Annotated in this window: 22 protein-coding genes; 5 read left to right on the top strand and 17 right to left on the bottom strand. The window is 74.7% G+C overall.

The annotated features are described in order from the left end of the window. Positions 1-42 precede the first annotated feature (42 nt). The 6 genes from HDA31_RS09630 to HDA31_RS09605 form a co-directional block, all read right to left on the bottom strand. Entirely contained in the window at positions 43-666 is a 624-nt protein-coding gene (locus HDA31_RS09630) for a CE1759 family FMN reductase (RefSeq protein ID WP_178065523.1), read from the bottom strand. Further along, the gene (locus HDA31_RS09625; RefSeq protein ID WP_178065524.1) at positions 663-1,832 is read right to left on the bottom strand and encodes an LLM class flavin-dependent oxidoreductase; all 1,170 of its coding nucleotides are present in this window, start codon (positions 1,830-1,832) and stop codon (positions 663-665) included. The genes HDA31_RS09630 and HDA31_RS09625 overlap by 4 nt, the downstream gene beginning before the upstream one ends. 244 nt (positions 1,833-2,076) lie before the next feature. Further along, a complete protein-coding gene (locus HDA31_RS09620; RefSeq protein ID WP_178065525.1) occupies positions 2,077-2,352 on the bottom strand; it encodes a ubiquitin-like small modifier protein 1 in 276 nt (91 codons plus the stop codon). After that, positions 2,353-3,438 (bottom strand): WD40/YVTN/BNR-like repeat-containing protein, encoded by a 1,086-nt coding sequence (locus tag HDA31_RS09615; RefSeq protein ID WP_178065526.1) that lies wholly within the window; start codon positions 3,436-3,438, stop codon positions 2,353-2,355. 189 nt (positions 3,439-3,627) lie between these two features. Then, a complete protein-coding gene (locus tag HDA31_RS09610; protein ID WP_178065527.1) occupies positions 3,628-3,951 on the bottom strand; it encodes a nuclear transport factor 2 family protein in 324 nt (107 codons plus the stop codon). 131 nt (positions 3,952-4,082) lie between these two features. Continuing rightward, positions 4,083-4,913: an oxidoreductase gene (locus HDA31_RS09605; protein WP_178065528.1), complete on the bottom strand. Its 831-nt coding sequence runs from the start codon at positions 4,911-4,913 to the stop codon at positions 4,083-4,085. Positions 4,914-4,971: 58 nt separating this feature from the next. On the opposite strand from HDA31_RS09605, the gene HDA31_RS09600 reads away from it, so the two are divergent. From HDA31_RS09600 to HDA31_RS09585, 4 genes are all read left to right on the top strand, one after another. Further along, positions 4,972-5,628: a TetR/AcrR family transcriptional regulator gene (locus tag HDA31_RS09600; RefSeq protein WP_178065529.1), complete on the top strand. Its 657-nt coding sequence runs from the start codon at positions 4,972-4,974 to the stop codon at positions 5,626-5,628. A gap of 143 nt (positions 5,629-5,771) precedes the next feature. Then, complete coding sequence (locus tag HDA31_RS09595) at positions 5,772-6,401, top strand: DNA-3-methyladenine glycosylase (RefSeq protein WP_178065530.1); 630 nt, start codon at positions 5,772-5,774, stop codon at positions 6,399-6,401. Positions 6,402-6,622: 221 nt separating this feature from the next. Next, entirely contained in the window at positions 6,623-7,081 is a 459-nt protein-coding gene (locus tag HDA31_RS09590) for a DNA-binding protein (protein WP_178065531.1), read from the top strand. Beyond that, positions 7,081-7,440, top strand: a complete 360-nt coding sequence (locus HDA31_RS09585) for an MmcQ/YjbR family DNA-binding protein (RefSeq protein ID WP_074478595.1) — start codon at positions 7,081-7,083, stop codon at positions 7,438-7,440. Before HDA31_RS09590 ends, HDA31_RS09585 begins: the two co-directional genes overlap by 1 nt. A gap of 439 nt (positions 7,441-7,879) precedes the next feature. Here HDA31_RS09585 and argH read toward each other — a convergent pair whose 3' ends face one another. The 10 genes from argH to HDA31_RS09535 all read right to left on the bottom strand — a co-directional run bounded on the left by argH (position 7,880) and on the right by HDA31_RS09535 (position 19,583). Next, a complete protein-coding gene (gene argH, locus HDA31_RS09580) occupies positions 7,880-9,343 on the bottom strand; it encodes an argininosuccinate lyase (protein ID WP_074478597.1) in 1,464 nt (487 codons plus the stop codon). A 46-nt stretch (positions 9,344-9,389) separates the two neighbouring features. Continuing rightward, entirely contained in the window at positions 9,390-9,905 is a 516-nt protein-coding gene (locus HDA31_RS09575; RefSeq protein ID WP_178065532.1) for an arginine repressor, read from the bottom strand. Beyond that, positions 9,902-10,828: an ornithine carbamoyltransferase gene (argF, locus tag HDA31_RS09570; RefSeq protein WP_178065533.1), complete on the bottom strand. Its 927-nt coding sequence runs from the start codon at positions 10,826-10,828 to the stop codon at positions 9,902-9,904. The genes HDA31_RS09575 and argF overlap by 4 nt, the downstream gene beginning before the upstream one ends. Then, a complete protein-coding gene (locus tag HDA31_RS09565) occupies positions 10,825-12,006 on the bottom strand; it encodes an acetylornithine transaminase (protein ID WP_178065534.1) in 1,182 nt (393 codons plus the stop codon). The genes argF and HDA31_RS09565 overlap by 4 nt, the downstream gene beginning before the upstream one ends. Continuing rightward, positions 12,003-12,944, bottom strand: coding sequence for an acetylglutamate kinase (argB, locus tag HDA31_RS09560; RefSeq protein WP_178065535.1), 942 nt, complete (start codon positions 12,942-12,944; stop codon positions 12,003-12,005). Before argB ends, HDA31_RS09565 begins: the two co-directional genes overlap by 4 nt. After that, a complete protein-coding gene (gene argJ, locus HDA31_RS09555) occupies positions 12,941-14,113 on the bottom strand; it encodes a bifunctional glutamate N-acetyltransferase/amino-acid acetyltransferase ArgJ (RefSeq protein ID WP_178065536.1) in 1,173 nt (390 codons plus the stop codon). Before argJ ends, argB begins: the two co-directional genes overlap by 4 nt. Positions 14,114-14,348: 235 nt before the next feature. Beyond that, positions 14,349-15,350, bottom strand: a complete 1,002-nt coding sequence (gene argC, locus HDA31_RS09550; protein ID WP_178065537.1) for an N-acetyl-gamma-glutamyl-phosphate reductase — start codon at positions 15,348-15,350, stop codon at positions 14,349-14,351. Between the two features lie 149 nt (positions 15,351-15,499). Beyond that, on the bottom strand, positions 15,500-16,327 hold the full coding sequence (locus HDA31_RS09545) for a hypothetical protein (protein WP_178065538.1): 828 nt from the start codon (positions 16,325-16,327) through the stop codon (positions 15,500-15,502). Further along, positions 16,324-18,549: a hypothetical protein gene (locus HDA31_RS09540; RefSeq protein WP_178065539.1), complete on the bottom strand. Its 2,226-nt coding sequence runs from the start codon at positions 18,547-18,549 to the stop codon at positions 16,324-16,326. The genes HDA31_RS09545 and HDA31_RS09540 overlap by 4 nt, the downstream gene beginning before the upstream one ends. Positions 18,550-18,728: 179 nt before the next feature. After that, the gene (locus tag HDA31_RS09535) at positions 18,729-19,583 is read right to left on the bottom strand and encodes a hypothetical protein (RefSeq protein WP_246383985.1); all 855 of its coding nucleotides are present in this window, start codon (positions 19,581-19,583) and stop codon (positions 18,729-18,731) included. Positions 19,584-19,753: 170 nt separating this feature from the next. Between HDA31_RS09535 and HDA31_RS09530 the strand changes: the two genes are divergently transcribed. Further along, positions 19,754-20,641: a Crp/Fnr family transcriptional regulator gene (locus HDA31_RS09530; protein ID WP_246383987.1), complete on the top strand. Its 888-nt coding sequence runs from the start codon at positions 19,754-19,756 to the stop codon at positions 20,639-20,641. A gap of 105 nt (positions 20,642-20,746) precedes the next feature. Here the strand turns inward: HDA31_RS09530 and pheT are convergent, their stop codons facing one another. After that, on the bottom strand, positions 20,747-23,296 hold the full coding sequence (gene pheT / locus HDA31_RS09525) for a phenylalanine--tRNA ligase subunit beta (RefSeq protein WP_178065540.1): 2,550 nt from the start codon (positions 23,294-23,296) through the stop codon (positions 20,747-20,749). Positions 23,297-23,324 lie beyond the last annotated feature (28 nt).

Here is a 23,324-nt window from a genome sequence, read left to right as displayed (position 1 = left end):
CCGACGCCGCGCCCCGGCCGGCCGCCGACGCCGCGCCGGCGGTCAGGCGGGGTCGCGGCCGGCGAGCAGCTCGTCGAAGCCGGCGGTGAGCGCGAACGGGTCGGGCGGCGCGGCCGGGGGCCGGCGCGCCACCTGGTCGGCCAGTTCGCCGGCCGCGCGCACGATGCGGGAGCGCAGGGCGCCCTCGGCCGCCGCGGCCGCCCAGTCCTCCGTGGCGGCGAAGACCGCGGTGGGCACGACCACCGCCTTGAGGTACGCGAACATCGGCCGCACGGCGTGCTCCAGGGCGAGGGAGTGCCGGGCGGTGCCGCCGGTGGCGGCGATCAGCACGGGCCGGTCCGCCAGCGTCGTGGCGTCGATCAGGTCGAAGAACGACTTGAACAGGCCGCTGTAGGACGCGTTGAAGATCGGCGTGACCGCCACGACGCCGTCGGCTGCGGCGAGCGTGTCCAGCGCGTCGCGCAGGGCGGGCGGCGGAAAGCCGGTGAGCAGGTGGTTGACCACGTCGTGCGCGTGATCGCGCAGGTCGATCGGGCGCAGCTCCACCTCGACGCCGTGCCGGGCCAGCCCGTCGCGGGTGGCCGCGGCGAGCTGGTCGGCGAGCAGCCGGGTCGACGAGGGCTGGGAGAGCCCGGCGGAGACCACGGCGAGGGTACGGCGGCTCATCGCCCCGCCTCCGCGCCGGCACCGACGGGGTCGGCGTGGTCGTCGGCGGCCGGGTCGGCTGTCCCGTCGGCGGCGGCGTCGGCCACCGCGGCGGCGTCCCGGGCGGCCTTCAGCGACGCGTGCGTCGGGGCGTCGGGCACGTGCGCGGGGCGCAGCGCGGCGAACTCCCGGCGCAGCACGGGGACCACCTCCTCGCCGAGGAGGTCGAGCTGCTCCAGCACGGTCTTCAGCGGCAGGCCGGCGTGGTCGATCAGGAAGAGCTGCCGCTGGTAGTCGCCGACGTAGTCGCGGAAGCCGAGGGTACGGTCGATCACCTGCTGCGGGCTGCCGACGGTCAGCGGGGTCTGCGCCATGAAGTCCTCCAGCGCCGGCCCGTGGCCGTAGACGGGGGCGTTGTCGAAGTACGGGCGGAACTCCCGCACCGCGTCCTGCGAGTTGCGCCGCATGAACACCTGGCCGCCGAGGCCGACGATCGCCTGGTCCGGCGAGCCGTGCCCGTAGTGGGCGAAGCGCTCCCGGTAGAGGCCGACCATCCGCTGGGTGTGCTCCTTGGGCCAGAAGATGTGGTTGGCGAAGAAACCGTCGCCGTAGTAGGCGGCCTGCTCGGCGATCTCGGGGCTGCGGATCGAGCCGTGCCACACGAACGGCGGCACCCCGTCCAGGGGGCGCGGCGTCGAGGTGAACGACTGCAACGGGGTGCGGTACTTGCCCGACCAGTCGACCACGTCCTCGCGCCAGAGCCGGCGCAGCAGGTCGTAGTTCTCGATGGTCAGCGGGATGCCGGCCCGGATGTCCTTGCCGAACCACGGGTAGACCGGGCCGGTGTTGCCCCGGCCGAGCATCAGGTCGACCCGGCCGTCGGCGAGATGCTGGAGCATCGCGTAGTCCTCGGCGATCTTCACCGGGTCGTTGGTGGTGATCAGGGTGGTGGCGGTGGAGAGCAGCAGCCGCTCGGTGCGGGCCGCGATCCAGCCCAGCATGGTGGTGGGCGACGACGGCACGAACGGCGGGTTGTGGTGCTCACCGGTGGCGAAGACGTCGAGGCCGACCTCCTCGACCTTGCGCGCGATGGTCACCATCGCCTTGATCCGCTCGTGCTCCGACGGCTCCCGCCCGGTGGTCGGGTCGACGGTGACGTCTCCGACGGTGAAGACCCCGAACTGCATGACGACTCCTCGTGTGGCTGCCGGACCGTTCCGGCCCCGGACGCAGCGCACAACATATTTGACGAGTCAACTATTCCGCCGGGCGGGGGGTCCCGGTCCCGCTGACCGGGCGCGACGGGGCCGGGCCGGTGGTGGAACCGGGGCGGCCGTGGGGCCTGGCCGACGGCGGACGCCGGGCCGGGCCGGCGGCCGTGGGCGGGGCCAGGTGGGGTAGGAACGGCCAGGTGGGGCGGGAACGTGGGTGTCAGCCCCCGGCCACCGACGGCAGCACCTGCACCTCCGCGCCCGGCGGGACCGGCGCGGCCAGCCCGCCCAGGTGGCGGCAGTCCTCGCCGTCGACGTAGACGTTGACGTGCCGGCGCACCTCGCCGCGCTCGTCGCGCAGCCGCCGGGCCAGCCGGGGCCACCGCTGCGCCAGCTCGTCGAGGACGTCGCGCAGCGTGCCCGCCGCCGTGACGGTGAGCCGCGTCGCGCCCCCGACCTCGCCGCGCAGCGGCCCCGGGACCAGGACGGTGACCACTCAGACCTCCGCGGCGCGGACGCAGAGCACGTCGGGCAGGTGGGCGGCGACCAGGGACCAGGAGTCGCCCTCGTCGCGGCTGGCGTAGACCTCGCCGGAGCGGGTGCCGAAGTAGACGCCGGTGGGGTCGGCGTCGTCGGCGCACATCGCGTCGCGCAGCACCGCCGGGTAGAACGGTCCGGCGGGCAGGCCCGCCGAGAGCGCCTCCCACGTCCCGCCCGCGTCGGTCGAGCGGTAGACCCGGCAGCGCTCGTCGACCGGGAAGCGCCGGGAGTCGGCCGCGAGCGGGAACGACCAGATCACCCCGGGGCGGCGGGGGTGGGCCACCATCGGGAAGCCGAAGTCGCTGGGCAGGCCGGCGGCGATCGACACCCAGGTGTGGCCCCCGTCGTCGGAACGGTAGACGCCGTGGTGGTTCTGCGCGTAGAGCCGCTCCGGGTCGCCGGCGTCCCGGGCGACCTTGTGCACGCACTGGCCGAACTCGGGCCACTCGTCGGGCAGGAAGTAGGCCCGGATGCCCGTGTTGCCCGGCGTCCAGCTCGCGCCCGCGTCGGCGGAGTGGTAGACCCCGCCGGTCGACATGGCCACCGCGAGCCGGGCCGGGTCGTGCGGGTGCGGCAGCACCGTGTGCACCGCCTGGCCGCCGAAGCCCGCGCCCCACTGCTCCCGGTGCGGGTGCTCCCACAGCGCACGGACCAGCTCGAAGGTGCGCCCCGCGTCGGTCGAGCGGAACAGCGCCGACGGCTCGGTGCCGGCCCAGACCACGTCCGGCTCCGCCGGCCCGGCGGGCGTGAGCTGCCAGACCCGGCCGAGGCTCGCCCCGGTGTCGGGCGGGAACGCGACCGGGGCCTGCTCGGGCTCCTGCCAGGACGCGCCCAGGTCGTCGCTGGTGGCCACGCTCGGCCCGAAGTGGGAGCTGGTCACCCCGGCGAGCACCCGGGGCACCTCGCGCCGGGTGTCGACCGCCACCGCGTAGACCCCGGTCATGGGGTGGTGGGGGCCGCTGAGCTCCCAGGTGCGGCGGCCGTCGGTGCTGGTGGCGAGGAAGAGGCCCTTGCCGGTGCCGATCGCGAGCAGGGTCGTCATGGCACGTCCTTCGCGGAGCCGGGAGCCGGATGGCGTGATTATCACCACCGGGTCCGACAGAAACCGGGCGACGCACCGGCAGCACCGGGGTCCAGCCGCAGGTCAGCGGCAGCAGACCGCTCGACCATGTCGATCTCCGCCCGAGCCCGGCCGGGGCGACCCCGAGGGCCGCCCCGGCCGGTGTTTCCGTCAGACGGGGTCGATCGCGAGCGCGGTGACGTGGTCGTCCTCGATGCCGAAAACGAACGCGAAGGACAGCGGCCCCCCGGGGAAGTCACCATCCCCGGAGGCCACCAACCGGTCACCCGCGAACGAGGTCGGCGTGATCACGACCTTGGGGTCGATCAGGTGCGACTGGATCCACGCGCGGATCTCGGCCCCGCCGGCCCAGGTTCTCCCGTCGTCACGCACGGTGGCACCGGCGCCGAAGACCGCGGCCAGCGCGGTCGCGTCGTGCGCGTTGTTGGCCGCGATGAAGTTCTCGACGGCCTTGGGCAGGGTGATGTCGTTCATGTCTGTTCTCCGGTTCTTTCAGGCGCCGGGGTGCGGACACGTCCCGGCGGATCTTTGCCGCGCCTGAGCAGCACGGTGACGATGCGGGCGGCGACCCCGCGGGTGGCAGACGGCAACGTCTGGCGACGGGCTCAGAAGTCCGCGCTGCGGGAGAGCTTCTCGTTCGCGCGCAACTCGGCGAGTGCGTTCTCGTGCATCGCGACGACGACGTCGTAGCCGGAGTTGCCGAGCACGATCCGGTGTGGCGGAACGGCTGCGTCCATCGCGGTGACCACGGCCTGCACCCCGCGTTCAGGGTCGCCCGCCTGCTTGCCGTCCTGGTCCACGAACGCCGCCTTGACGCCCTCGACCATCGGCACGTAGGCGTCGACGGTCTCGTCGACGGGCTCGTTCTGGAAGCCGGCGTAGGCCTTGGTGCGGAACGCTCCCGGCTCCACGACGAGCACGCGCACCCCGAACGGCTCCACTTCCTGGCGCAGCGTCTCCGACAGCCCTTCGAGCGCGAACTTCGCCGCCGAGTAGTAGCCGAAGCCCTGCGCGCCGACGAGGCCCGCCACCGACGACATGTTCACGATCCAGCCGTCGCCGCGCGCCCGCATGCCGGGCAGGACCGCGCGGACCACGTCGACCACGCCGAACAGGTTGAGGTCGAAGGTGCGGCGGATCGTCTCGTCCGGGGATCCCTCGACCGAGCCGAACCAGCCCCGGCCCGCGTTGTTGACGAGCACGTCGATCCCGCCGAACCGCTCCTCGGCCGCGTCGACCGCCGCTCGTACCTGCGCGGGGTCGGTGACGTCGAGCGGGAGAACCTGCACCCGGTCGCCGTGCTTCTCGGCCCATTCCTGCAGTTCAGACGGCCGGCGCGCGGTCACCACGACCTGATCGCCCCGTGCCAGCGCGGCCTCGGCGTAGGCCAGGCCGAACCCTCCGGGCGTCCCGCCCGTGATGAACCAAGTCCTCATGGACTTCCCCTCTCGCTATAGAGAGCACTATAGCGCTATGTAAGCTACTATAGCAACCATGCAGAACGCACGAGATCGACTCCTGCTCGCCGCAGCGGAACTGCTGCAGGGCGGCGGCACGGTGTCCACGCGGGCGGTGTGCGACCGCGCCGGGGTGCAGGCCCCGACGCTGTACCACCACTTCGGCAGCAAGCAGGGCCTGATCGACGCCGTGGCGAACCACGGATTCACCCAGTACACGGCGGTCGAGAGCTCCGGCGACCCGCTGGACGACCTGCGCGAGGGCTGGGACAGGCACGTGCGGTTCGGGCTGGAGCACCCGTCGTTCTACGGGCTGCTCTACGGCCGCGTCGAGCCGGGAAGGCCCTGCGCCATCACCGCTCCCGCACACGCCGCGTTGCGGGAGCGACTCACCGCCGCCGCCGCCCGGGGCATGCTCAGGGTGCCGGCGGACGACGCCGCCGAACAGGTGCTCGCCGCCAACGTCGGCGTCACGCTCACCCTGATCAGCCAGCCGGAGCCGGACTTCGGGCTGTCCGGACGCGTCCGCGAGGCCGCGCTGGCCGGCGTCCTGCACACTCCGTCCGCCGACACCCCCACCACCCGCGCAAGCGCGGCCTTGACGCTGCGCGCGCTGGCCGACGACGACCCGGGCGACCTCACCCCCGGCGAACGCGGACTGCTCGGCGAGCTGCTGGACCGCCTGGCCCGCTGAAGCACGCGAGGCCCCTCCGCGGGGCCACACGCCCTCGGCACCCCTGACGCGCAGCCCCGCCCGGGTGTGCCACCGCGCCACGTGGTCCGCCGGGGCTCGATGCCCGCAAACCAGGTGATCCCACCGTCTGCTTTCCTGGGAGCATGACCTACGCCTGGCTCGGTGCGCCCGCGGCTGCCGTCGCCGAAACGGCACGCACCCTCCTCGGCTGGCTGGCCGTCGCCAACGGCGTCACCATCCGGATCACCGAGACCGAGGCGTATCTGGGTTTGGGGCAGGACCCCGCCAGCCACGCCCACCGCGGCCGCACCACGCGTAACGCCGCCATGTTCGGCGCAGCGGGCCACCTCTATCTCTACCGCATCTACGGGCTGCACACCTGCGCGAACGTGACCTGCGGACCGGCCGGGGAGCCTGCGGCAGTTCTCCTGCGGGCCGGGCAGGTCGTGCACGGCGTCGACCTGGCCCGCTCCCGACGGCCGGCGACCAAGCGCGACGTCGACCTCGCTTCCGGGCCGGCCCGCTTCGTCGCGGCGCTCGACGTGCAGCTGACGGCCTACGGGACGTCGGTCGTCGACGGCACCGGCCCGCTGACCCTGCATCCTCCGGCTGAGCCGGTCCCGGACGAACGCGTCCTGGCTGGTCCCCGGGTCGGTGTAACCGCTGCGCACGATCTGGCCTGGCGATTCTGGATCGCCGACGACCCGACCGTCAGCGCCTACCGTCGGCACGTGCCCCGCAGCAGCCGGCGGGGTCTTGGCCGTACGCCCTGACCTGACCTGCGCGCCGCGGGTGGGCGTGCCCGGCCGGGCCGGACATGAGTGGGGTACGCCCGCGACGGGCGGGCGGGGCGGGGATGGGCGTCGCCAGGTCGGCGACGTGGGGGGCCTCCCCGAGCCGGGGCACCCCCATGCCGCCCGACCTGAAGTCGATCACCGCGCCGCCTATAAACAGACTGTTGACAACGGATCGTTTATGGTGCTGAGATCGGGGCATGACCGCCGAGCAGCAGGAACCGTTCGCCGCGCCCGATCCGGGGCGGGCGCGGGCGCACCGCACCCACGCCGCGTTGACCCGGATCGCCGGGCGGCACGCGGCCGACGACGCGCGCCGCCGCCGCTACGCCCACCCGCACGTGCTGGACCCCTACGAGGCGGTGGCCCTGGTGACCGCGCTCGCCGCCGGTGGCGCGGAGCTGGCCGCCGGCGAGGAGCCGGTCGACCAGGCCGACCTGGTCGCCGCGCTCACCCTCGTGCCGCACCTGCGCGCCGAGGTGGACGCGCTGGAGGCCGGCCTGCTGCGGCTCGCCCGCGACCGGGGGCTCACCTGGCAGGCGATCGGCCACGGGCTGGGACTCGGCTCGGCACAGGCCGCCCGGCAGCGCCACGAACGACTCACCGGCCGGGTCGGCGGCGACCCGCACACCGGCACCGACAACGACGGGGAGGCGTGATGGACCGCGCGGAGCTGATGGCGTACTGCCTGGGCAAGCCCGGCGCGTGGCTCGACCAGCCGTGGGACGCCGAGGTGGTGGTCAAGGTCGGGAACAAGATCTTCGCCTTTCTCGGCCCGGAGTCCGACGACCGGGTGGGCCTCAAGTGCGCCCCGACCCGGGAGCTGGCCGACGAGTGGCTGCACCGGTTCCCCGGCGACGCGGTTGCGTCCTCGCACGTCGGGCGGTTCGGCTGGAACAGCCTGCGGCTGGCCGGGGCGATCGACGACGACGAGCTGCGCGAGGCGGTGGACACCTCCTACGAGGCGGTGGTGGCGAAGCTGCCGCGCCGCGAGCGCCCGACTCCCCCGGCCGCCTGATCCCGACGACTGGGCCAGCGGGGACACTGCCTCGGCCACCGCCACGGGCACGTCTCCGGGCGAAGGGCCCAAGGCTGGCGCCCAAGATCGTGCTCAGTCCCGGAAAGAGTGGCATCGGCGTCGCACCGACGCCACTCTTCCCCTGACCGAGCGCGCTCCCCCGGGCACCCGCACCACACCCAGCCCTGCCGCACCCCTGGCCCATCCCCCACCGCGCGGCGATCTTGCACTTGCGGCCCCACGGACGGGCGTTTCACCCCTTTTACCCGGGCCCAAAGTGCAAGATCGCCGCGGGGAGGGGAGGGGAGGGGCAGGGCGGGGCGGGGCAGCGGGCGGGGCGGGCAGCAGGGGTGGGGTGGGGTGGGGTGAGGGGGGCGGTGGGCAGCATGCGGAAGGCCCTCCGGCAGCGCGCCGGAGGGCCTTCGGGGTGACGGGGAGGTCAGCGGGGCACGACGGTCTCGGCGGCCCACTCCCGCCAGCCCGTCAGCTTGTCGGCGGCGATGGCGAGCTGGTCGGCGACCGGCCCCGGGCCGGTGGAGCCGGGGGTGGTCCGGGCGGCCAGGGCCGACCGCACCGACAGCACGTCGCGCACCGACGGGTCGAGGTGCTCGCTGACCGCCGCCAGGTCGGCGTCGGAGACCTCGTCGAGGGCGCACTCGCGGACGGCGCAGAGCGCCACCAGCCTGCCGGTGATCTCGTGCGCGTCGCGGAACGGCACGTTGCGCCGGACCAGCCAGTCGGCGACCTCGGTGGCCAGGGAGAAGCCGACGGGGGCGGCGGCGGCGAGGCGGTCGACGCGTACCGTCATCGTGGAGATCATCCCCGCGAGGGCCGGCAGCAGCAGCTCCAGGGTGTCGACCGCGTCGAAGGCCGGCTCCTTGTCCTCCTGCATGTCCCGGTCGTAGGTCATGGGCAGGCCCTTGAGCATGGTGAGCACGGCCATCAGCCCGCCGACGAGCCGGCCGGACTTGCCCCGGGCCAGCTCGGCGATGTCGGCGTTCTTCTTCTGCGGCATGATCGACGACCCGGTGGCGAACGCGTCGTCCAGCTCGACCCAGCCGAACTCCTGCGACGTCCAGAGCACCACCTCCTCGCCGAGGCGGGACAGGTGCACCCCGATCAGCGCGGTGACGAAGAGGAACTCGGCGACGAAGTCGCGGTCGGCGACGGCGTCCATCGAGTTGGCGAAGGACGTGCGGAAGCCCAACTCCTTGGAGACGGCCACCGGGTCCAGCGGCAGACCGGAGCCGGCGAGCGCGCCCGCGCCGAGCGGGCTGACCGCCGTGCGGTGGTCCCAGTCGCGCATCCGCTCCAGGTCGCGCAGCAGCGGCTGCACGTGGGCCAGCAGCCAGTGCCCGAAGGTGACCGGCTGGGCGTGCTGGAGGTGGGTCATCCCCGGCGCGGCCGTGTCGACGTGCCGGGCGGCCTGCTCGACCAGGGCCTCGGCCAGCTCGACGAGGCGGGCCGCCACACCCCGGGCGTGGTCGCGCAGGTAGAGGCGCAGGTCGGTGGCGACCTGGTCGTTGCGGGACCGGCCGGCGCGCAGCTTGCCGCCGAGGCTGCCGAGGCGCTCCAGCAGCCCCCGCTCCAGGGCGGTGTGCACGTCCTCGTCGTCGACGGTGGGCCGGAACGCGCCGGAGGCGCAGGCGGCCTCCAGGTCGTCCAGGGCCGCCAGCATCCTGCCCAGCTCCTCCGGGTCGAGCAGGCCCGCGCCCGCGAGGACCCGGGCGTGCGCGCGGGACCCGGCGATGTCGTACGGGGCGAGGCGCCAGTCGAACTGCACGCTGACGGACAGCCGGGCCAGCGCCTCGGAGGGGCCGCCGGCGAAGCGGCCACCCCACAGGCTCGTACGGTTGGTCGCGGCGCTGTTCTCGGTGAGGCTCTTGTCGTCCACGCCGCCCATTGTCGTTGCCACGGTCAGCAGCCTCCCCACCGGGCGTCCCGCTCGGTCATGGTGTGGTGTTCCCTTCCGCGCTCTCCTCGCGGCGGGACCACGCGGCGAGCTTCTCGCCCAGCGCGGCCCCGCCGACGGCCTCGCGGGCCACCACGAGGATGGTGTCGTCGCCGGCGATGGTGCCGACGACCTCGGGCAGGCCCGCCCGGTCCAACGCGCTGGCCAGGTAGTGGGCCGCGCCCGGCGGGGTGCGCAGCACGGCGATGTTGCCGCTGGAGTCGACCTCGTTGAGCAGCTCCCGCAGCAGCCGGATCAGCCGTGCCGGGGCGGCCTCGGCGTCGCGCAGGGGCCGGTGGCCGTCCTCCGGGATGACGTACACGGGACGGCCGTCGCCGCCGCGGGCGGTGACCGCGCCGAGTTCCTTGAGGTCCCGCGACAGGGTGGCCTGGGTGACGGCGACGCCGTCGCCGGCGAGCAGGTCGGCCAGCTCGGTCTGCGAGCGGACCGCCTTGTCGCGGATCAGCTCGACGATGCGGGCGTGCCGGGCGGCGCGGGTCAACGGGGCGGTCATACCGACTGCTCCAGCAGGTAGGTCAGCACGGCCTTCTGCGCGTGCAGCCGGTTCTCCGCCTGGTCGAACACGGCGCTGGCCGGGCCGTCGAGCACCTCGTCGGTGATCTCCTCGCCCCGGTGCGCCGGCAGGCAGTGCAGCACGATCGCGCCCGGCGCGGCGTGCGCGAGCAGCTCCGCGTTGACCTGGTACGGCAGGAACGGGGTGATCCGGTCCAGCCCGTCGTCCTCCTGCCCCATCGAGGTCCACGTGTCGGTGGCCAGCACGTCGGCGTCGCGGACGGCGGCGACGGGGTCGCGCAGCACGCGCACCGACCCGCCCGTGCCGGCGGCGATCTTCTCCGCGCGGGCCACCACGTCGGGGTCGGGGTCGAACCCGTCGGGGCCGGCGATCCGCACGTGCATGCCGGCGGTCGCCCCGGCCAGCAGGTACGACTGGGCCATGTTGTTCGCCGCGTCCCCCACGTACGCCAGGGTCCGGCCGTGGGTGCCACCGCACCGCTCGCGGACGGTGAGCAGGTCGGCGAGGAGCTGGCAGGGGTGAAAGCCGTCGGTGAGCGCGTTGATCACCGGGACGCTGGCCCCGGCGGCGACCTCGGCGATCCGGTCGTCGCCGTGGGTGCGCAGCACGATCGCCGCCACGTAGCGGGACAGCACCCGGCCGGCGTCGGCGAGGGTCTCGCCCCGGCCGAAGTGGGTGACCTGGGTGTCCACCACGAGGGGGTGGCCGCCCAGCTCGGCGATGCCGGCGTCGAAGGAGATCCGGGTGCGCAGGCTCTGCTTGTCGAACAGCACGGCCACCGACCTCGGCCCGGCCAGCGGCTTGTGGGCGAACCGTTCGGCCTTCATCCGGGCGGCGAGGTCGAGCACGGTGGCCTGCTCGGCGGGCGAGAGGTCGTCGTCGCGCAGCAGGTGGCGGGTCATGGGGTGGCCTCCGGGGTGGCGGTGTCGAGGGCGGCGGGGAGGGCGGCCAGGAACGCGTCGGCCTGCTCGACGGTGAGGATCAGCGGCGGGGCGAGCCGGATCACGCCCGGCTGCACCGGGTTGACCAGGAACCCGGCGTCGCGCAGGGCCGCCGCGACCGGGCCGGCGGCGTCGGCGGTGAGCACGATGCCGAGCAGCAGGCCCGCGCCGCGCACCTGCGCGACGAGGGGGTGACCGAGGGCCTCGACGCCCCGGCGCAGCCGCTCGCCGACCCGCTTGACGTGGTCGAGCAGCCCTTCGCTGGCGATGGTGGACACCACCGCGAGGGCGGCCGCGCAGCTCACCGGGTTGCCGCCGAAGGTGGTGCCGTGGGAGCCGGGGCGCAGCAGGTCGGCGGCGGGGCCGAAGGCCAGGCAGGCGCTGATCGGCAGGCCGCCGCCGAGGCCCTTGGCGAGGGTGACGATGTCGGGTTCGACGCCCTCGGCCTGGTGGGCGAACCAGTGCCCGGTGCGGCCGACGCCGGTCTGCACCTCGTCGAGCACCAGCAGCGCGCCGTGCCGGGCGGTGATCCGCCGGGCCTCGGCCAGGTAGCCGGGGGGCGGTACGACGACGCCGTTCTCGCCCTGCACCGGCTCCAGGATGACCATGGCCGTCGCGTCGGTCACCGCGTCGGCGAGGGCGGCGGCGTCGCCGTACGGGACGTGGGTGACGTCGCCGGGCAGCGGGCGGAACGGGTCGGCCTTGGCGGGCTGCCCGGTGAGCGCGAGCGCGCCCATGGTGCGGCCGTGGAATCCGCCGACCGTGGCGACCACGTGCGAGCGGCCGGTGAGCCGGGACAGCTTGAACGCGGCCTCGTTGGCCTCCGCGCCGGAGTTGGCGAACAACACCCGGCCGGGGCGGCCGGCGAGGGCCAGCAGCAGCTCGGCGAGGGCCACCGGCGGCTCGGCGACGAACAGGTTGGACACGTGCCCGAGGGTGGCGACCTGCCTGGAGACGGCGGCCACCACGGCCGGGTGCGCGTGGCCGAGGGCGTTGACGGCGATGCCGCCGAGCAGGTCGACGTACTCGCGGCCGGCGTCGTCGACCACGACGGCGCCGGAGCCGGAGATCAGCGCCAGCGGCGGCGTGCCGTAGTTGTCCATCAGCGACTGCTGCCAGCGTTCCACCAGCGTGCTCACGAGTTGACCGCGCCTTCCCTGTTCACGACCGCGGGGCTCGCAGGCTCACTCCTCGCGCTCACGACCATCGTTCCGAATCCTTCCGAGGTGAAGACCTCAAGCAGTGTGGAGTGGGCGACCCGGCCGTCGACGACGTGCGCGGCGGGCACCCCGCCGCGCACCGCCCGCAGGCACGCCTCCATCTTGGGGACCATCCCCGACTGCAGGGACGGCAGCAGCTCCGCCAGCTCGTCGGCGGTGATCTCGCTGACCAGGCTGTCGGTGTCCGGCCAGTTGGCGTAGAGGCCCGGCACGTCGGTGAGGACGACCAGCTTGCGGGCCCCGAGGGCGATCGCCAGGGCGGCGGCGGCCGTGTCGGCGTTGAGGTTGTGCAGCACCCCGTCGGCGTCCGGCGCGACGGTCGAGATCACCGGGATCCGGCCGGCCGCGATCAGGTCGGTCACCGCCGACGTGTTCACCGACTCGACGTCGCCGACCTGCCCGACGTCGACGGGCTCCCCGTCCACGTACGCGGGGCGGCGCACGGCGGTGAACAGGCCGGCGTCCTCGCCGGAGAGGCCGACGGCGAACGGGCCGTGCGCGTTGATCAGCCCGACCAGTTCCCGGCCGACCTGGCCGACCAGCACCATCCGGACGACGTCCATCGCCTCCGGGGTGGTGACGCGCAGGCCGCCGCGGAACTCGCTGTCGATGCCGAGCCGGCCGAGCATGGCCGAGATCTGCGGGCCGCCGCCGTGCACGACGACCGGCTTGATGCCGACGTAGCGCAGGAAGACCATGTCGGCGGCGAAGGCCCGCTGGAGCTCGGGGTCGATCATGGCGTTGCCGCCGTACTTGACCACGAGGGTGGCCCCGGACAGGCGGGCCAGCCAGGGCAGCGCCTCGATCAGCGTCTCGGCCCTGGCCTGGGCCCGGGCGAGGTCGTCGACGGCGCTCACGTCGAGTACGCCGAGTTCTCGTGCACGTACGCGTGGGACAGGTCGTTGGTCCACACGGTGGCCTGGGCGTCCCCGGCGTGCAGGTCGATGCGGATGGCGACGTCGCGGCCGGTGAGGTCCACCTTGGACCGGTCCTCGGCGGCGGCGCCGGAGCGGCACACCCAGACGCCGTTGACGGCGACGTCGAGGGCGTCCGGCTCGAACGCGGCGGCGGTGGTGCCGACGGCGGCGAGGATGCGGCCCCAGTTCGGGTCGTTGCCGAACAGCGCCGTCTTGACCAGGTTGTTGCGGGCCACCGAGCGGCCCACCTCGACCGCGTCGTCCTCGTCGGCCGCGCCGACGACCTCGATGGCGATCTGCTTGGTCGCGCCCTCCGCGTCGGCGATCAACTGCTGGGCCAGGTCGTGACAGGCGGCGGTGACCGCCGCCGCCAGCTCGGCCTCGGTGGGCTCGACGCCGGACGCGCCGCTGGCCAGCAGCAGCACCGTGTCGTTGGTGGACATGCAGCCGTCGGAGTCGACCCGGTCGAAGGTGACCCGGCAGGCGGCGCGCAGCGCGGCGTCGAGCGCCGCCGGCCCGGCCACGGCGTCGGTGGTGAGCACGCACAGCATGGTCGCCATGGCCGGGGCCAGCATGCCGGCGCCCTTGGCCATCCCGCCGACGGTCCAGCCGCTGCCGGCCGCCACGGTGGTCTTCGGGCGGGTGTCGGTGGTCATGATCGCCTGGGCCGCCGCCGCGCCGCCGTCGCGGGACAGGGCGCGGATCGCCGCGCGTACGCCGGGCAGCAGCTTGTCCATCGGCAGCCGCTCGCCGATCAGGCCGGTGGAGCAGACCGCCACGTCGCCGGCCCCGAGCCGCAGCCGGGAGCTGGCCGAGGTGAGCGCGGCGGCGGTGTGCTCGGCGGTGGTGTGGGTGTCCTGGAAGCCGGCCGGGCCGGTGCACGCGTTCGCGCCGCCGGAGTTGAGGATCACCGCCCGGGCCACCCCGCCCCGGACGACCTGCCGGGTCCAGAGCACGGGGGCGGCCTTGACCCGGTTGGCGGTGAAGACGCCGGCGATCCCGGCGTCGGGGCCGTCGTTGACGACGAGGGCGACGTCGGCGGCGCCGCCGCTCTTGAGGCCGGCGGCCACGCCGGCCGCCCGGAACCCCCGGGGTGTGGTGACGGTCACTGGCCCTGCCTTTCGTTCGCGGCTGCCGGGCTCCGCCGCGCCGCGCTCCTCGCGCTCACGGGGCCTGCCTTTCGTTTCGCGACTGCGGGGCTCCGCTGCGCTGCGCTCCTCGCGCTCACGGGGCCTGCCTTTCGTTTCGCGACTGCGGGGCTCCGCTGCGCTGCGCTCCTCGCGCTCACGGGGCCTGCCTTTCGTTTCGCGACTGCGGGGCTCCGCTGCGCTGCGCTCCTCGCGCTCACGGGGTCACTCCGTAGGTGGACAGGCCCGTGGTCTCGGGGAGCCCGAGCATCAGGTTGGCGCACTGCACGGCCTGGCCGGCGGCGCCCTTGCCGAGGTTGTCGATGGCGCTGACCACGATCACCCGGCCGGAGTCGACGTCGACGGTGGCCTGGAGGTGGCAGGAGTTGGCGCCGAGGGTGGCGGCGGTGTGCGGCCACCTCCCCTCGGGCAGCACGTGCACGAACGCCGAGTCCGCGTACGCCTGCGCGAGGACCGCCCGGGGGTCGGCGTCGCCGGCCGGCACGGCGGTGACGGTGGCGAGGATGCCGCGCGGCATCGGCGCGAGCACGGGGGTGAGCGACAGGCCGGTCGCGCCGGTGGCCTGCTTGATCTCCGGCACGTGCTGGTGCGCGCCGACCTTGTACGGCGACAGGTCGCCCATCACCTCGCTGCCGAGCAGGTGCGCCTTGGCGGCCCGGCCCGCGCCGGAGGTGCCGGAGGCGGCGACCACGACCACGTCGGCGGGGGCCACCGCGCCGGCGGCGACCAGCGGGGCGAGCGCGAGCGTGATGGCCACCGCGTAGCAGCCGGTGTTGGCCACCCGGGTCGCGGCGGCGATGCGCGCGCGCTGGCCGGGCAGCTCGGGCAGGCCGTAGACCCAGGCCCCCGCGTGGTCGCCGCCGTAGTACCGTGACCAGGCGGCGGCGTCGCGCAGCCGGTGGTCCGCGCCCAGGTCGACCACCCGGACCGACTCCGGCAGGGCGGCGGCCAGGGCCGCCGACTCGCCGTGCGGCAGGGCCAGGAAGATCAGGTCCGCGTCGGCCAGGGCCGCCGGTTCGGTCGCCGCGAACACCAGGTCCAGCCCGGCGAGCTGCGGGTGTACGGCGGTGACCGGCGCGCCGGCCTGGCTGTGCGCGGTGGCGGTGACCAGGTCGAACTCGGGGTGGCCGGCGATCAGGCGCAGCAGCTCGCCCCCGGCGTAGCCGCTCGCCCCGGCGACCGCAACTCGGATACCCATTCTAACCTCCGCATGACTATGCAGAGAAGGTTACCGGCATGTCACGCCGGGCCGCAAGGTCATACCTCCCGCTGCATGGGCATGAGGAGGTGACCGGTGACACGGTCGGGATTCCCCTCCCGGCGGGGGAGCACCGGGAGGGGAACCGGTCAGTTGGCCCGCTGCTCGATGCCGTGCTGCCGCTGGTACGTACGCAGCGCGGCGTCCCACGCCTCGGTGTACTCCGACGGGCCCAGGCCGAGATCGTTGTGCCCGCGCACCGCCTCCCGCAGCAGGCCCAGCAGCTCCGGCACCGCCTCCCGGCGCTCGGTGACGTAGCGGCGGAAGACCTCGGCGAACTGCTCCCCCGCCAGGCGGGCGGCGTGCGCGGTGACCGGATCGTCCTCCAGCGCCTGTAGCACCTGGCACCACCGGCGGGTCAGCTCGTCGGTCTGGCGGGCCCGCATCTGCTGCAACTCGTGGTCGCACTCCAACCTGATCCGCTCCTCCCAGTACGGGCGCAGCCGCTCCCGCACCCGCTCGTCCGGGCTCACCCGCACCTGCACGGTGAAGTGCGGAAGGCTCTCGTCCCGGGGCCAGCGCTGGCCCAGCAGCAGGTTGTTCAGGGCACGCTCCAGCTCGTGCGAACGGTGCGGCTCGTGCGCCCGGGCCAGGTCGACGGCCCGCTCCCGGACGATCCCGTCGGCCCAGGCGAGACAGCTCTCCGCGCGTTGGCGCAACGCCCCGGGGCTCATGTGCTGCGCGCGCCAGCTGTAGACAGCGAACAGGCGGAAGTCGAACGCGTCCCCCCGGGCCGGCACCAGGATCGGCTGCGGCGCGTCCAGGCGGCAGGTGACCACCTGCGGGGGCGCCGGTGGCGGCAACGGCGGCAGGGGCGGCGCGGGCGGCGGACTCACGGGCGCCGGCCCGAACAGCGAGAGCAGGATCTGCCACCAGCGCCGACGCGCCGACGGACGGAAAACGTACCGGGTGGTCATGAGGGGTCCTCCTCGATCAGGCGTCGTACGTCGCTCAGCAGGGTGGTGTGGTCGCGCATCAGAGGGCCCCAGACATGCCGGAGCTGGTGGTCCAGCCGGTGCCGCAGCGGCTCCCGCCCCGCGACCACCAGGTCGATCAGGCGCAGGCAGAGATCGGCCATCTCGGGGTGTCCCTCGGCCCGGTTGAGCCAGAAGCCGAGCGTCCGCCACGCGCGGTACGCGGTCCCCGGCAGGCTGAGCGCCGTCGCCCAGCAGGTGGCCAGGTCCGCCATCCGCACCGTGCCGGCACGGGCCAGGTCGAGCAGCTCCGGCCAGCGTTCCCGGGGGGCGGGGGCCCACCGGTCGGCGAGCACCCGCAGCGCCCGCCCGGCGTGCAGCCGCACCTCCGGCTCGTCCTCGGCAACGGCCCACTGCGCCAGCGCCGGCAACACGGTCGCCGCGTGACCGGCGACGTACACCTCCACCAGGCCGCGTACCACCGAGTTGTTCCGCCGCTGCATGCGCGCCTCGGCCACCCGACGCAGCTGCACCAGGGCGGTCTCCGGCCAGAGCCGGGCCAGGCCCAGCGCGTACGCCCGCGCGACGGTGTCGCGCAGGTGCGCCGCCCCGCCGGCCGCCCACCGGTCAAGCTCGCCCCGAACATGTTGGCGCAGCTCCGGCTGCATGGCCATGCCGACCAGCGCGATGGCGGCGGCCTGCCGGACCCCGGCGCGGCGTTCCCGGGCAAGCTGGTCCACGGTGTGCAACGCGACGCGCACCCCGTGCACCGCCGACCAGCCGACCGCACCGGCGGCGGCCTGCCGGACTCCGGGGCTGCCCTCCCGCACAAGGTGGGCCAGCCAGCCGAGCAGCCGCTCCGGCAGCCACCAGTCCGCCCAGGCGACTTCGAGCAGACTGCGCCGCAGCGGGTCGTTGCCCGGCGCGAACTCGATGCGCTGCCGGCCCAGCACCCGGTCGTCGTCGACCACCAGCACCGCCTCCCGCAGGACCGGGCCGAGCAGCATGTCGAGCGCCGTGCCCACCCCACCAGCGGACGACGGCTCCGGCGGCATGCCGGGGTACAGGTGCCCTGGCACCGCGTCGGCAGCCGGGGACAGGTCGGGCCCGCCGTTGCCGGCGAATGCCGGTCCCAGCCCGGCACCGCCCAACCCTGGCGCGGCCAACGCTCCGGCTGCGGCGTGGATCTCGGCCACCGGCTGCCCCGCCAGCACCGCGCAGGCGAGCCGGAACGCGCGCCGCCGGTCGACGCCCCAGGTGGGCGTGTCGCCACCGTCGGCGGCGGCGAGGACGCGGGTCGCCCGGTCCCGGAGCTGGTGGGGAAGCAGGCGCTCCAGCCGTTCGGTGAGGTCCGCGCCCCGCGGCGCGGTGCGGGCCAGCAGCTCCGCCACGCGGACCACCTCGCCGGGCCGGGGAACGCCGGCCAGGTGAGCGGCCAGCAAGGGGTTGGCGACACACTCGTCCTCGACGTAGGCGTCGACACAGTCGCCGAGGCAGCCGGGGGCGCACCAGCCGACGCAGCGGCCTCTGAGCTGACGGCGCAGCTGGGCCCGGAACACGTCGACGGGAGCGGCGGGCCGGTGCTCCACCAGGTGACCGGCCAGCTCCTGGTCACCGCGGTCGAAGTCGCCGACCAGCACCAGGGTGGCCCCCTTCGCCTCGGCCCGAGCGGCCAGCCCGACGAGGGCCGTGCCGTCCAGGTCCCGCACGGCCGCCTCGGTGAGCCGCCACACGTAACCGTGCCCGTCGCGCCACGGGGCGTCGGGCAGCAGGAGGTCGGTCGGCCGCTCCGCCTGCAGCAGGGCGACCCGGTCGAAGCCGTGCCGGCGGGACGAGGAAAGGCACGCGGCGGCGTGCCGACCGGTGCCGGCGGGCCCCGACAGGCAGACCAGGTGACGCTGCTTGAGATGCCCGTCGAGCTGCGGGTCGCTCGGTGCCGGGGCGTACCCGTCGGCCAGCTGCCGCACCCTCGTGCCGGTGAGCGTCGTGGCCCAGGTTCGGCCACTGCCGTCCGACCGCGCCGCCATGAGGTTCAGCGTGCCGATGGCCGTCGCACCGGTGCCGATCGCGTTCTGCCCGTGCACCGACAGGTCTTCGACGTCGATCGTCGACGGGGACGGCCCGAGCAGGGACGCGAGCCGGGCGAGGACGTGCCCGGGATCCGGCGTCTCCTCCGGCTCTTCGGCCAGCACGTCCTCGGGCTCCCCAGCCTGTTCCCGTTCCACCGGCTCTGCCGGCTTCGGAGTTTCCGGGTCGGCACCGGAGCCTTCCCATCCCCCGTCGAGGTCCGGGAACGGCACGCCGCCGGGCGGCTCACCCGGGGCGTCGTCGGGACCCGCCAACGGGCCGCCCGAATCGTCGTCGTACCCGGACTGCCGGGGCCCGGACCACGGGGGCGACCCGGTCACCGGTCGCCCCCACCCCGGCCGAAGAGCGCGTCCCGGCCGACCGAGCCGATCGCCGTGGCCCCGGGGCCGATCGCGTTCTGCCCGTGCACCCGAACGTCCCTGACGCTGATTCCATCGGCCGGCGTCACACGGCCACCGGAGTCGGGACGCACCGGCCCCGGCGGCGGGACCGCCGGAACTCCTCCTCCGCCCTCGGCGGGGCCGCCCCGGGGATCGTCCGGCCCATCCCCGTCCCCGGTCAGCGCCGGCGCCGTCGACAGGTCCTCGTCCACCACACAGAGCCAGGCGAACTCGTCGAAGCCCTTGTCGGGCTTGCTGATCCGCACCTGGCGGAAGCGCTCGGGCCGCATCTCCTCCGGGTACTCCAACACCACGTCGCGGTAGATGTCGTTGGAGACCACCAGGGCGACGCCCGCGTCCCGGAACGCCGCCAGCGCCCGCCGGACGGGGTCGGCGTCGCACAGCCGGCTGACGAACACCACGGCGTTGCCGGGAAAGCCGTTCGCCCCGTCGAGGTGCACGAGTCCCTGGTGGACGGCGATCCGCAGCCGCACCCGCGCCGCCGGCAGCCGGCTGCTGTTGTACGCCCGCAGCCGCCGGTTCAGCTCGGGCACGAACCGGCCGATCACCCGCGATTCCGAGACGTCGCGCGGCAGGATCGCCAGCTCCCCGTCGCCGGCGCCCTGCGTGCTCCAGGCCGCCCGGTCCAGCCCGACCGACCCGGCGGCGGCGTGCAGCAGTTCGTGGAACGCCTGCTGCGCCTCGTACTGCAGGATGTTCCCGCGCCGGCTGTAACTCTCCATGTCCACGGAAATCAGCAGTCGCCGCTCGGGATGATGGTCCATCGCCATGCCGCCCTTCGTCACCGGGCCCGCCACCGTCAGGCGGGCCGCCCGGAACATCGAAACGGCGGCGGCCGGCCGGGACCCCGTAGAAGTACGGCTTTCGCGGAAACTGTCCGCCACCGGTCTTCCCCCTCGGATCCGGTATCCGGGCGGGGCGCAGCGGGTGTGCTGGACGCATGACGGACGACGTGACCGAACTCCTGCTGGCCGCCGGCTGGTCGCCGGTCGAGGCACTCGTGGCGCTGGCCCTCCAGACCGTGGCGGTCGCCCTGATCCGCTCGGGGGTCTCGCGCTACGCGCAGGGACGGCTACGCTTCGACGGTTTCCGTCGGACAAGGAGTGCGAGGCCGTCGATGCGACACCACGAGCCGTCCCGGGCCGAATGGCCGTACGGCACCTTTCTGCGGAGGCTGGAGCCGGCGGCCCGCGCCGCGCTGCTCGGTCTGGGCGTACGACGCCAGGTGCCGGCCGGACAGATCCTGATCCACGAGGGCGTCCGCGAGTCGCACCTGGTGCTGCTGGAGGAGGGGCTGACGAAGGTCACGGCCAGCGTGCCCGACGGACGGGCCGCGCTGCTGTCGCTGCGCGTCGGCGGGGACCTGATGGGCGAGATGTCGGCCCTCAACGACAAACCGCGCTCGGCGACGGTCACCACCTGCGGGCCCGCCGTCTACAGCGTCATCTCCCGGGACCGGTTCAACCAGTTCCTGCGGACACACCCGCAGGCCGCCCTCGAACTGGCGGCGATGGTGTCCGACCGGCTGCGCTGGTCCAACCGCCGCCGGATCGACTTCACCTCGTACGCGGTGAAGATCCGGGTGGCCCGGGTGATCGCCGAGCTGTCGCGCACGCACGGCCGGCGCAGCCGCGACGGGGTGGTCATCGACGTGCGGCTCACCCAGCCCGAGCTGGCCACGATCTGCGGGGCGGCCGAGACGTCCGTCCAGAAGACGCTGCGTGAGCTGCGGGCCGACGGCCTGGTGGACACCGACTACCGGCGCATCACCGTCCGCGACCTGCCCCGGCTGCGCGCCCTCGGCGAACTGGACGCCGGGGAGCACTGACGTCCACCGGCCGAGGCCGACCCGGCTGGCCGATACCGCCATGCGGCGGTTAGCAGGGGCCCCTTCCTATACAGAAAGCGTTAAGAGGGGGCCCCTGCTTACACCTCAGGCGCCGCGGAGGGTGGCGCCGAAGCGCTCCGCCGCGCGGGCCACCGCCGCGTCGCGGGCGGCCACCGCCTCCTCGACGGTCAGCGTGCGGTCGGGGGCGCGGAACGTCAGCTTGTACGCCAGCGACCGCCGCCCCGCCCCGAGCTGCTCGGAGGCGTAGACGTCGAACAGCCGCACGCCCTCCAGCAGTTCGCCCGCGCCCTCGACGAGGGCCTGCTGCACCTGCGCCGCCGGCACCCGCTCGTCGACCACGAGGGCGACGTCGATCAGGGCCGGCGGGAAGCCGGAGATCGTCGGGGCCGGGGCGACCGGGGCCGCCGGGAGCGCGTCGAGGTCCAGCTCCATGGCGCTGGTGCGCTTCGGCAGCTCCAGCGCGGCCAGCACCGCCGGGTGCAGCTCGCCGGCGTGCCCGACCACGACCCCGTCGACGAGCAGCTCGGCGCAGCGGCCGGGGTGCCACGGGGCGTGCTCGGCGGCGCGCACCTCGACCCGGTCGGCGGGCAGGTCGGCCGCGGCGAGCACGGCCCGGCCGGCCTCGATCGCGTCGGCCCAGCCGGCCGGGCGGCCCGCGCCCCACCAGCCGGCCGGGTCGACGTCCCCGGCCAGCACCACGGCGACGTGCCGGGGCTGGTCGGGCACGACCGCGTCGGCCGCGGCGAACTCGGCGTCGGTGGGCCGCCGGTCCACGCCCATGGCGGGCGGGGCGCCGACGCCGGGGCGCGGGTGGAAGACCGCCCCGATCTCGTAGAGGGCCAGGTCGCGGTGGCCCCGGCCGAGGTTGCGCCTGAGGATGCCGAGCAGCGGGCCGAGCAGCGTGGTGCGCAGCAGCGGCTCCTCCTCCGACAGCGGGTTGGCCACCCGCACCGCCGCCCGGCGCGGGTCGTCGGCGGGCAGGCCGAGCAGGTCGGCCAGCGAACCGGCGACGAACGGGTGGGCCAGCACCTCCACGTACCCGCGTTCGGCCAGCGAGCGGGCCACCGCCCGGCGGCGGCGCTGCTGCCAGGTCAGGCCGCGCCCGGGGGGCGCGGTGGGCAGCACCGACGGCACCCGGTCGTACCCGTCGAGGCGGACCACCTCCTCGACCAGGTCGGCCGGGTCGGTGAGGTCGGGCCGCCAGCTCGGCGGGACGACGGTGAGCACGTCCGCGCCGCCGCCGGCCGGCACGCCGGCGGTGCCCGGGTCCTCGCCGAGCCGGTCGACGCCCCGGGTGACGTGGCAGCCGACCTGCTCCAGCAGGGAGACCACCCGCTCCGGGGAGTAGGCGACGCCGACCCGCCGGCTCGGCAGGTCCACCGGCAGGGCGACCGGGGCGGGCGGCCGGACGTGGTCGAGGTCGAGGATCTCGGCCCCGGCGACGCCGCCCGCGTGGGCGGTGAGCAGCCCGACGGCCCGCTCGATGGCGACCAGCGGCAGGGCCGGGTCGACGCCCCGCTCCCAGCGCTTCGCCGCCTCGCTGAACAGCTTGTGCCGGCGGGCGGTGCGGCCCACCATCACCGGGTCCCAGTGGGCGGCCTCGAAGAGCACGTCGGTGGTGGACGCGACGACCTCGCTGGTCTCGCCGCCCATCACGGCGGCGAGCGAGACGGGGCCGGTGTCGTCGCAGATGACCATGTCCTCGGCGGTGAGGGTGCGGGCCACCCCGTCCAGGGTGGTGACCTTCTCCCCCGCCGCGGCGCGGCGCACCACGAGCGGGCCGGTGATCCGGTCGGCGTCGAAGGCGTGCATCGGCTGGCCCAGTTCGAGCATCACGTAGTTGGTGATGTCGACCGGCAGCGAGATGCTGCGCACCCCGGCGACGGTGAGCCGCTGCCGCATCCAGCCGGGGGTCTGCGCGGTCGGGTCGACGCCGCGTACCAGCCGGGCGGCGAACCGGTCGCAGCCGACGGTGTCGCGGACCTCCACCGGGTACGCCGGCTCGGCAGTCGCGCCGGGGGCGGGGGCCAGCCCCGGGTCGCGGAACGGCACGCCGAGGGCGTGGGCCAGCTCCCGGGCGATGCCCCGGACGCTGAGCGCGTACCCCCGGTCGGGGGTGATCTCCACCTCGACGACCACGTCGTCGAGGCCGACGACCGGGCGGGCGTCGTCGCCGGGCTTGGCGGGGGTGTCCTCGGGCAGCACGATGATGCCCGAGTGGTCGTCGCCCAGGCCCAGCTCCTTCGCGGAGCAGATCATGCCGTGGGAGTTGCGCCCGTACGTCTTGCGCGCGCCGATGGCGAAGCCGCCGGGGAGCACGCCGCCGGGGAGGATCACCACGACCCGGTCGCCGGGGGCGAAGTTGCGCGCCCCGCAGACGATCTCCTGCGGCTCGCCGGTGCCGTTGGCGGCGCCCACGTCGACCCGGCAGAACCGGATCGGCTTCTTGAAACCGGTCAGTTCCTCGATGTCGAGGACCTCGCCGACGACGAGCGCGCCGGAGACCGTGGCCCGCAGGTCCACGATCGACTCGACCTCGATGCCGAGGTCGACCAGCGCCTGCTCCAGGTCGGCGGCGGGCAGGTCGGCGGGGAGGTCGAGGTACTCCCGCAGCCAGCTGACAGAAACTCGCATGACTCTCTAGACCACCGTCTCGTTGTCT

The organism is Micromonospora carbonacea, from assembly GCF_014205165.1.
Taxonomy (GTDB): Bacteria; Actinomycetota; Actinomycetes; order Mycobacteriales; family Micromonosporaceae; genus Micromonospora; species Micromonospora carbonacea.
This window is presented reverse-complemented; position numbering and strand designations above follow the sequence as displayed.

Bases quoted from the DNA above. Each gene is read 5' to 3' on its own strand.
- HDA31_RS09545 (WP_178065538.1), bottom strand. From the start codon at position 16,327: ATGACCACCCGGTACGTTTTCCGTCCGTCGGCGCGTCGGCGCTGGTGG.
- HDA31_RS09595 (WP_178065530.1), top strand. From the start codon at position 5,772: ATGACCTACGCCTGGCTCGGTGCGCCCGCGGCTGCCGTCGCCGAAACG.
- HDA31_RS09530 (WP_246383987.1), top strand. From the start codon at position 19,754: ATGACGGACGACGTGACCGAACTCCTGCTGGCCGCCGGCTGGTCGCCG.
- argH (WP_074478597.1), bottom strand. From the start codon at position 9,343: ATGGGCGGCGTGGACGACAAGAGCCTCACCGAGAACAGCGCCGCGACC.
- HDA31_RS09625 (WP_178065524.1), bottom strand. From the start codon at position 1,832: ATGCAGTTCGGGGTCTTCACCGTCGGAGACGTCACCGTCGACCCGACC.
- pheT (WP_178065540.1), bottom strand. From the start codon at position 23,296: ATGCGAGTTTCTGTCAGCTGGCTGCGGGAGTACCTCGACCTCCCCGCC.
- HDA31_RS09535 (WP_246383985.1), bottom strand. From the start codon at position 19,583: ATGGCGATGGACCATCATCCCGAGCGGCGACTGCTGATTTCCGTGGAC.
- HDA31_RS09575 (WP_178065532.1), bottom strand. From the start codon at position 9,905: ATGACCGCCCCGTTGACCCGCGCCGCCCGGCACGCCCGCATCGTCGAG.
- HDA31_RS09615 (WP_178065526.1), bottom strand. From the start codon at position 3,438: ATGACGACCCTGCTCGCGATCGGCACCGGCAAGGGCCTCTTCCTCGCC.
- argC (WP_178065537.1), bottom strand. From the start codon at position 15,350: ATGGGTATCCGAGTTGCGGTCGCCGGGGCGAGCGGCTACGCCGGGGGC.
- HDA31_RS09585 (WP_074478595.1), top strand. From the start codon at position 7,081: ATGGACCGCGCGGAGCTGATGGCGTACTGCCTGGGCAAGCCCGGCGCG.
- HDA31_RS09590 (WP_178065531.1), top strand. From the start codon at position 6,623: ATGACCGCCGAGCAGCAGGAACCGTTCGCCGCGCCCGATCCGGGGCGG.
- HDA31_RS09630 (WP_178065523.1), bottom strand. From the start codon at position 666: ATGAGCCGCCGTACCCTCGCCGTGGTCTCCGCCGGGCTCTCCCAGCCC.
- argF (WP_178065533.1), bottom strand. From the start codon at position 10,828: ATGACCCGCCACCTGCTGCGCGACGACGACCTCTCGCCCGCCGAGCAG.
- HDA31_RS09610 (WP_178065527.1), bottom strand. From the start codon at position 3,951: ATGAACGACATCACCCTGCCCAAGGCCGTCGAGAACTTCATCGCGGCC.
- HDA31_RS09600 (WP_178065529.1), top strand. From the start codon at position 4,972: ATGCAGAACGCACGAGATCGACTCCTGCTCGCCGCAGCGGAACTGCTG.
- HDA31_RS09605 (WP_178065528.1), bottom strand. From the start codon at position 4,913: ATGAGGACTTGGTTCATCACGGGCGGGACGCCCGGAGGGTTCGGCCTG.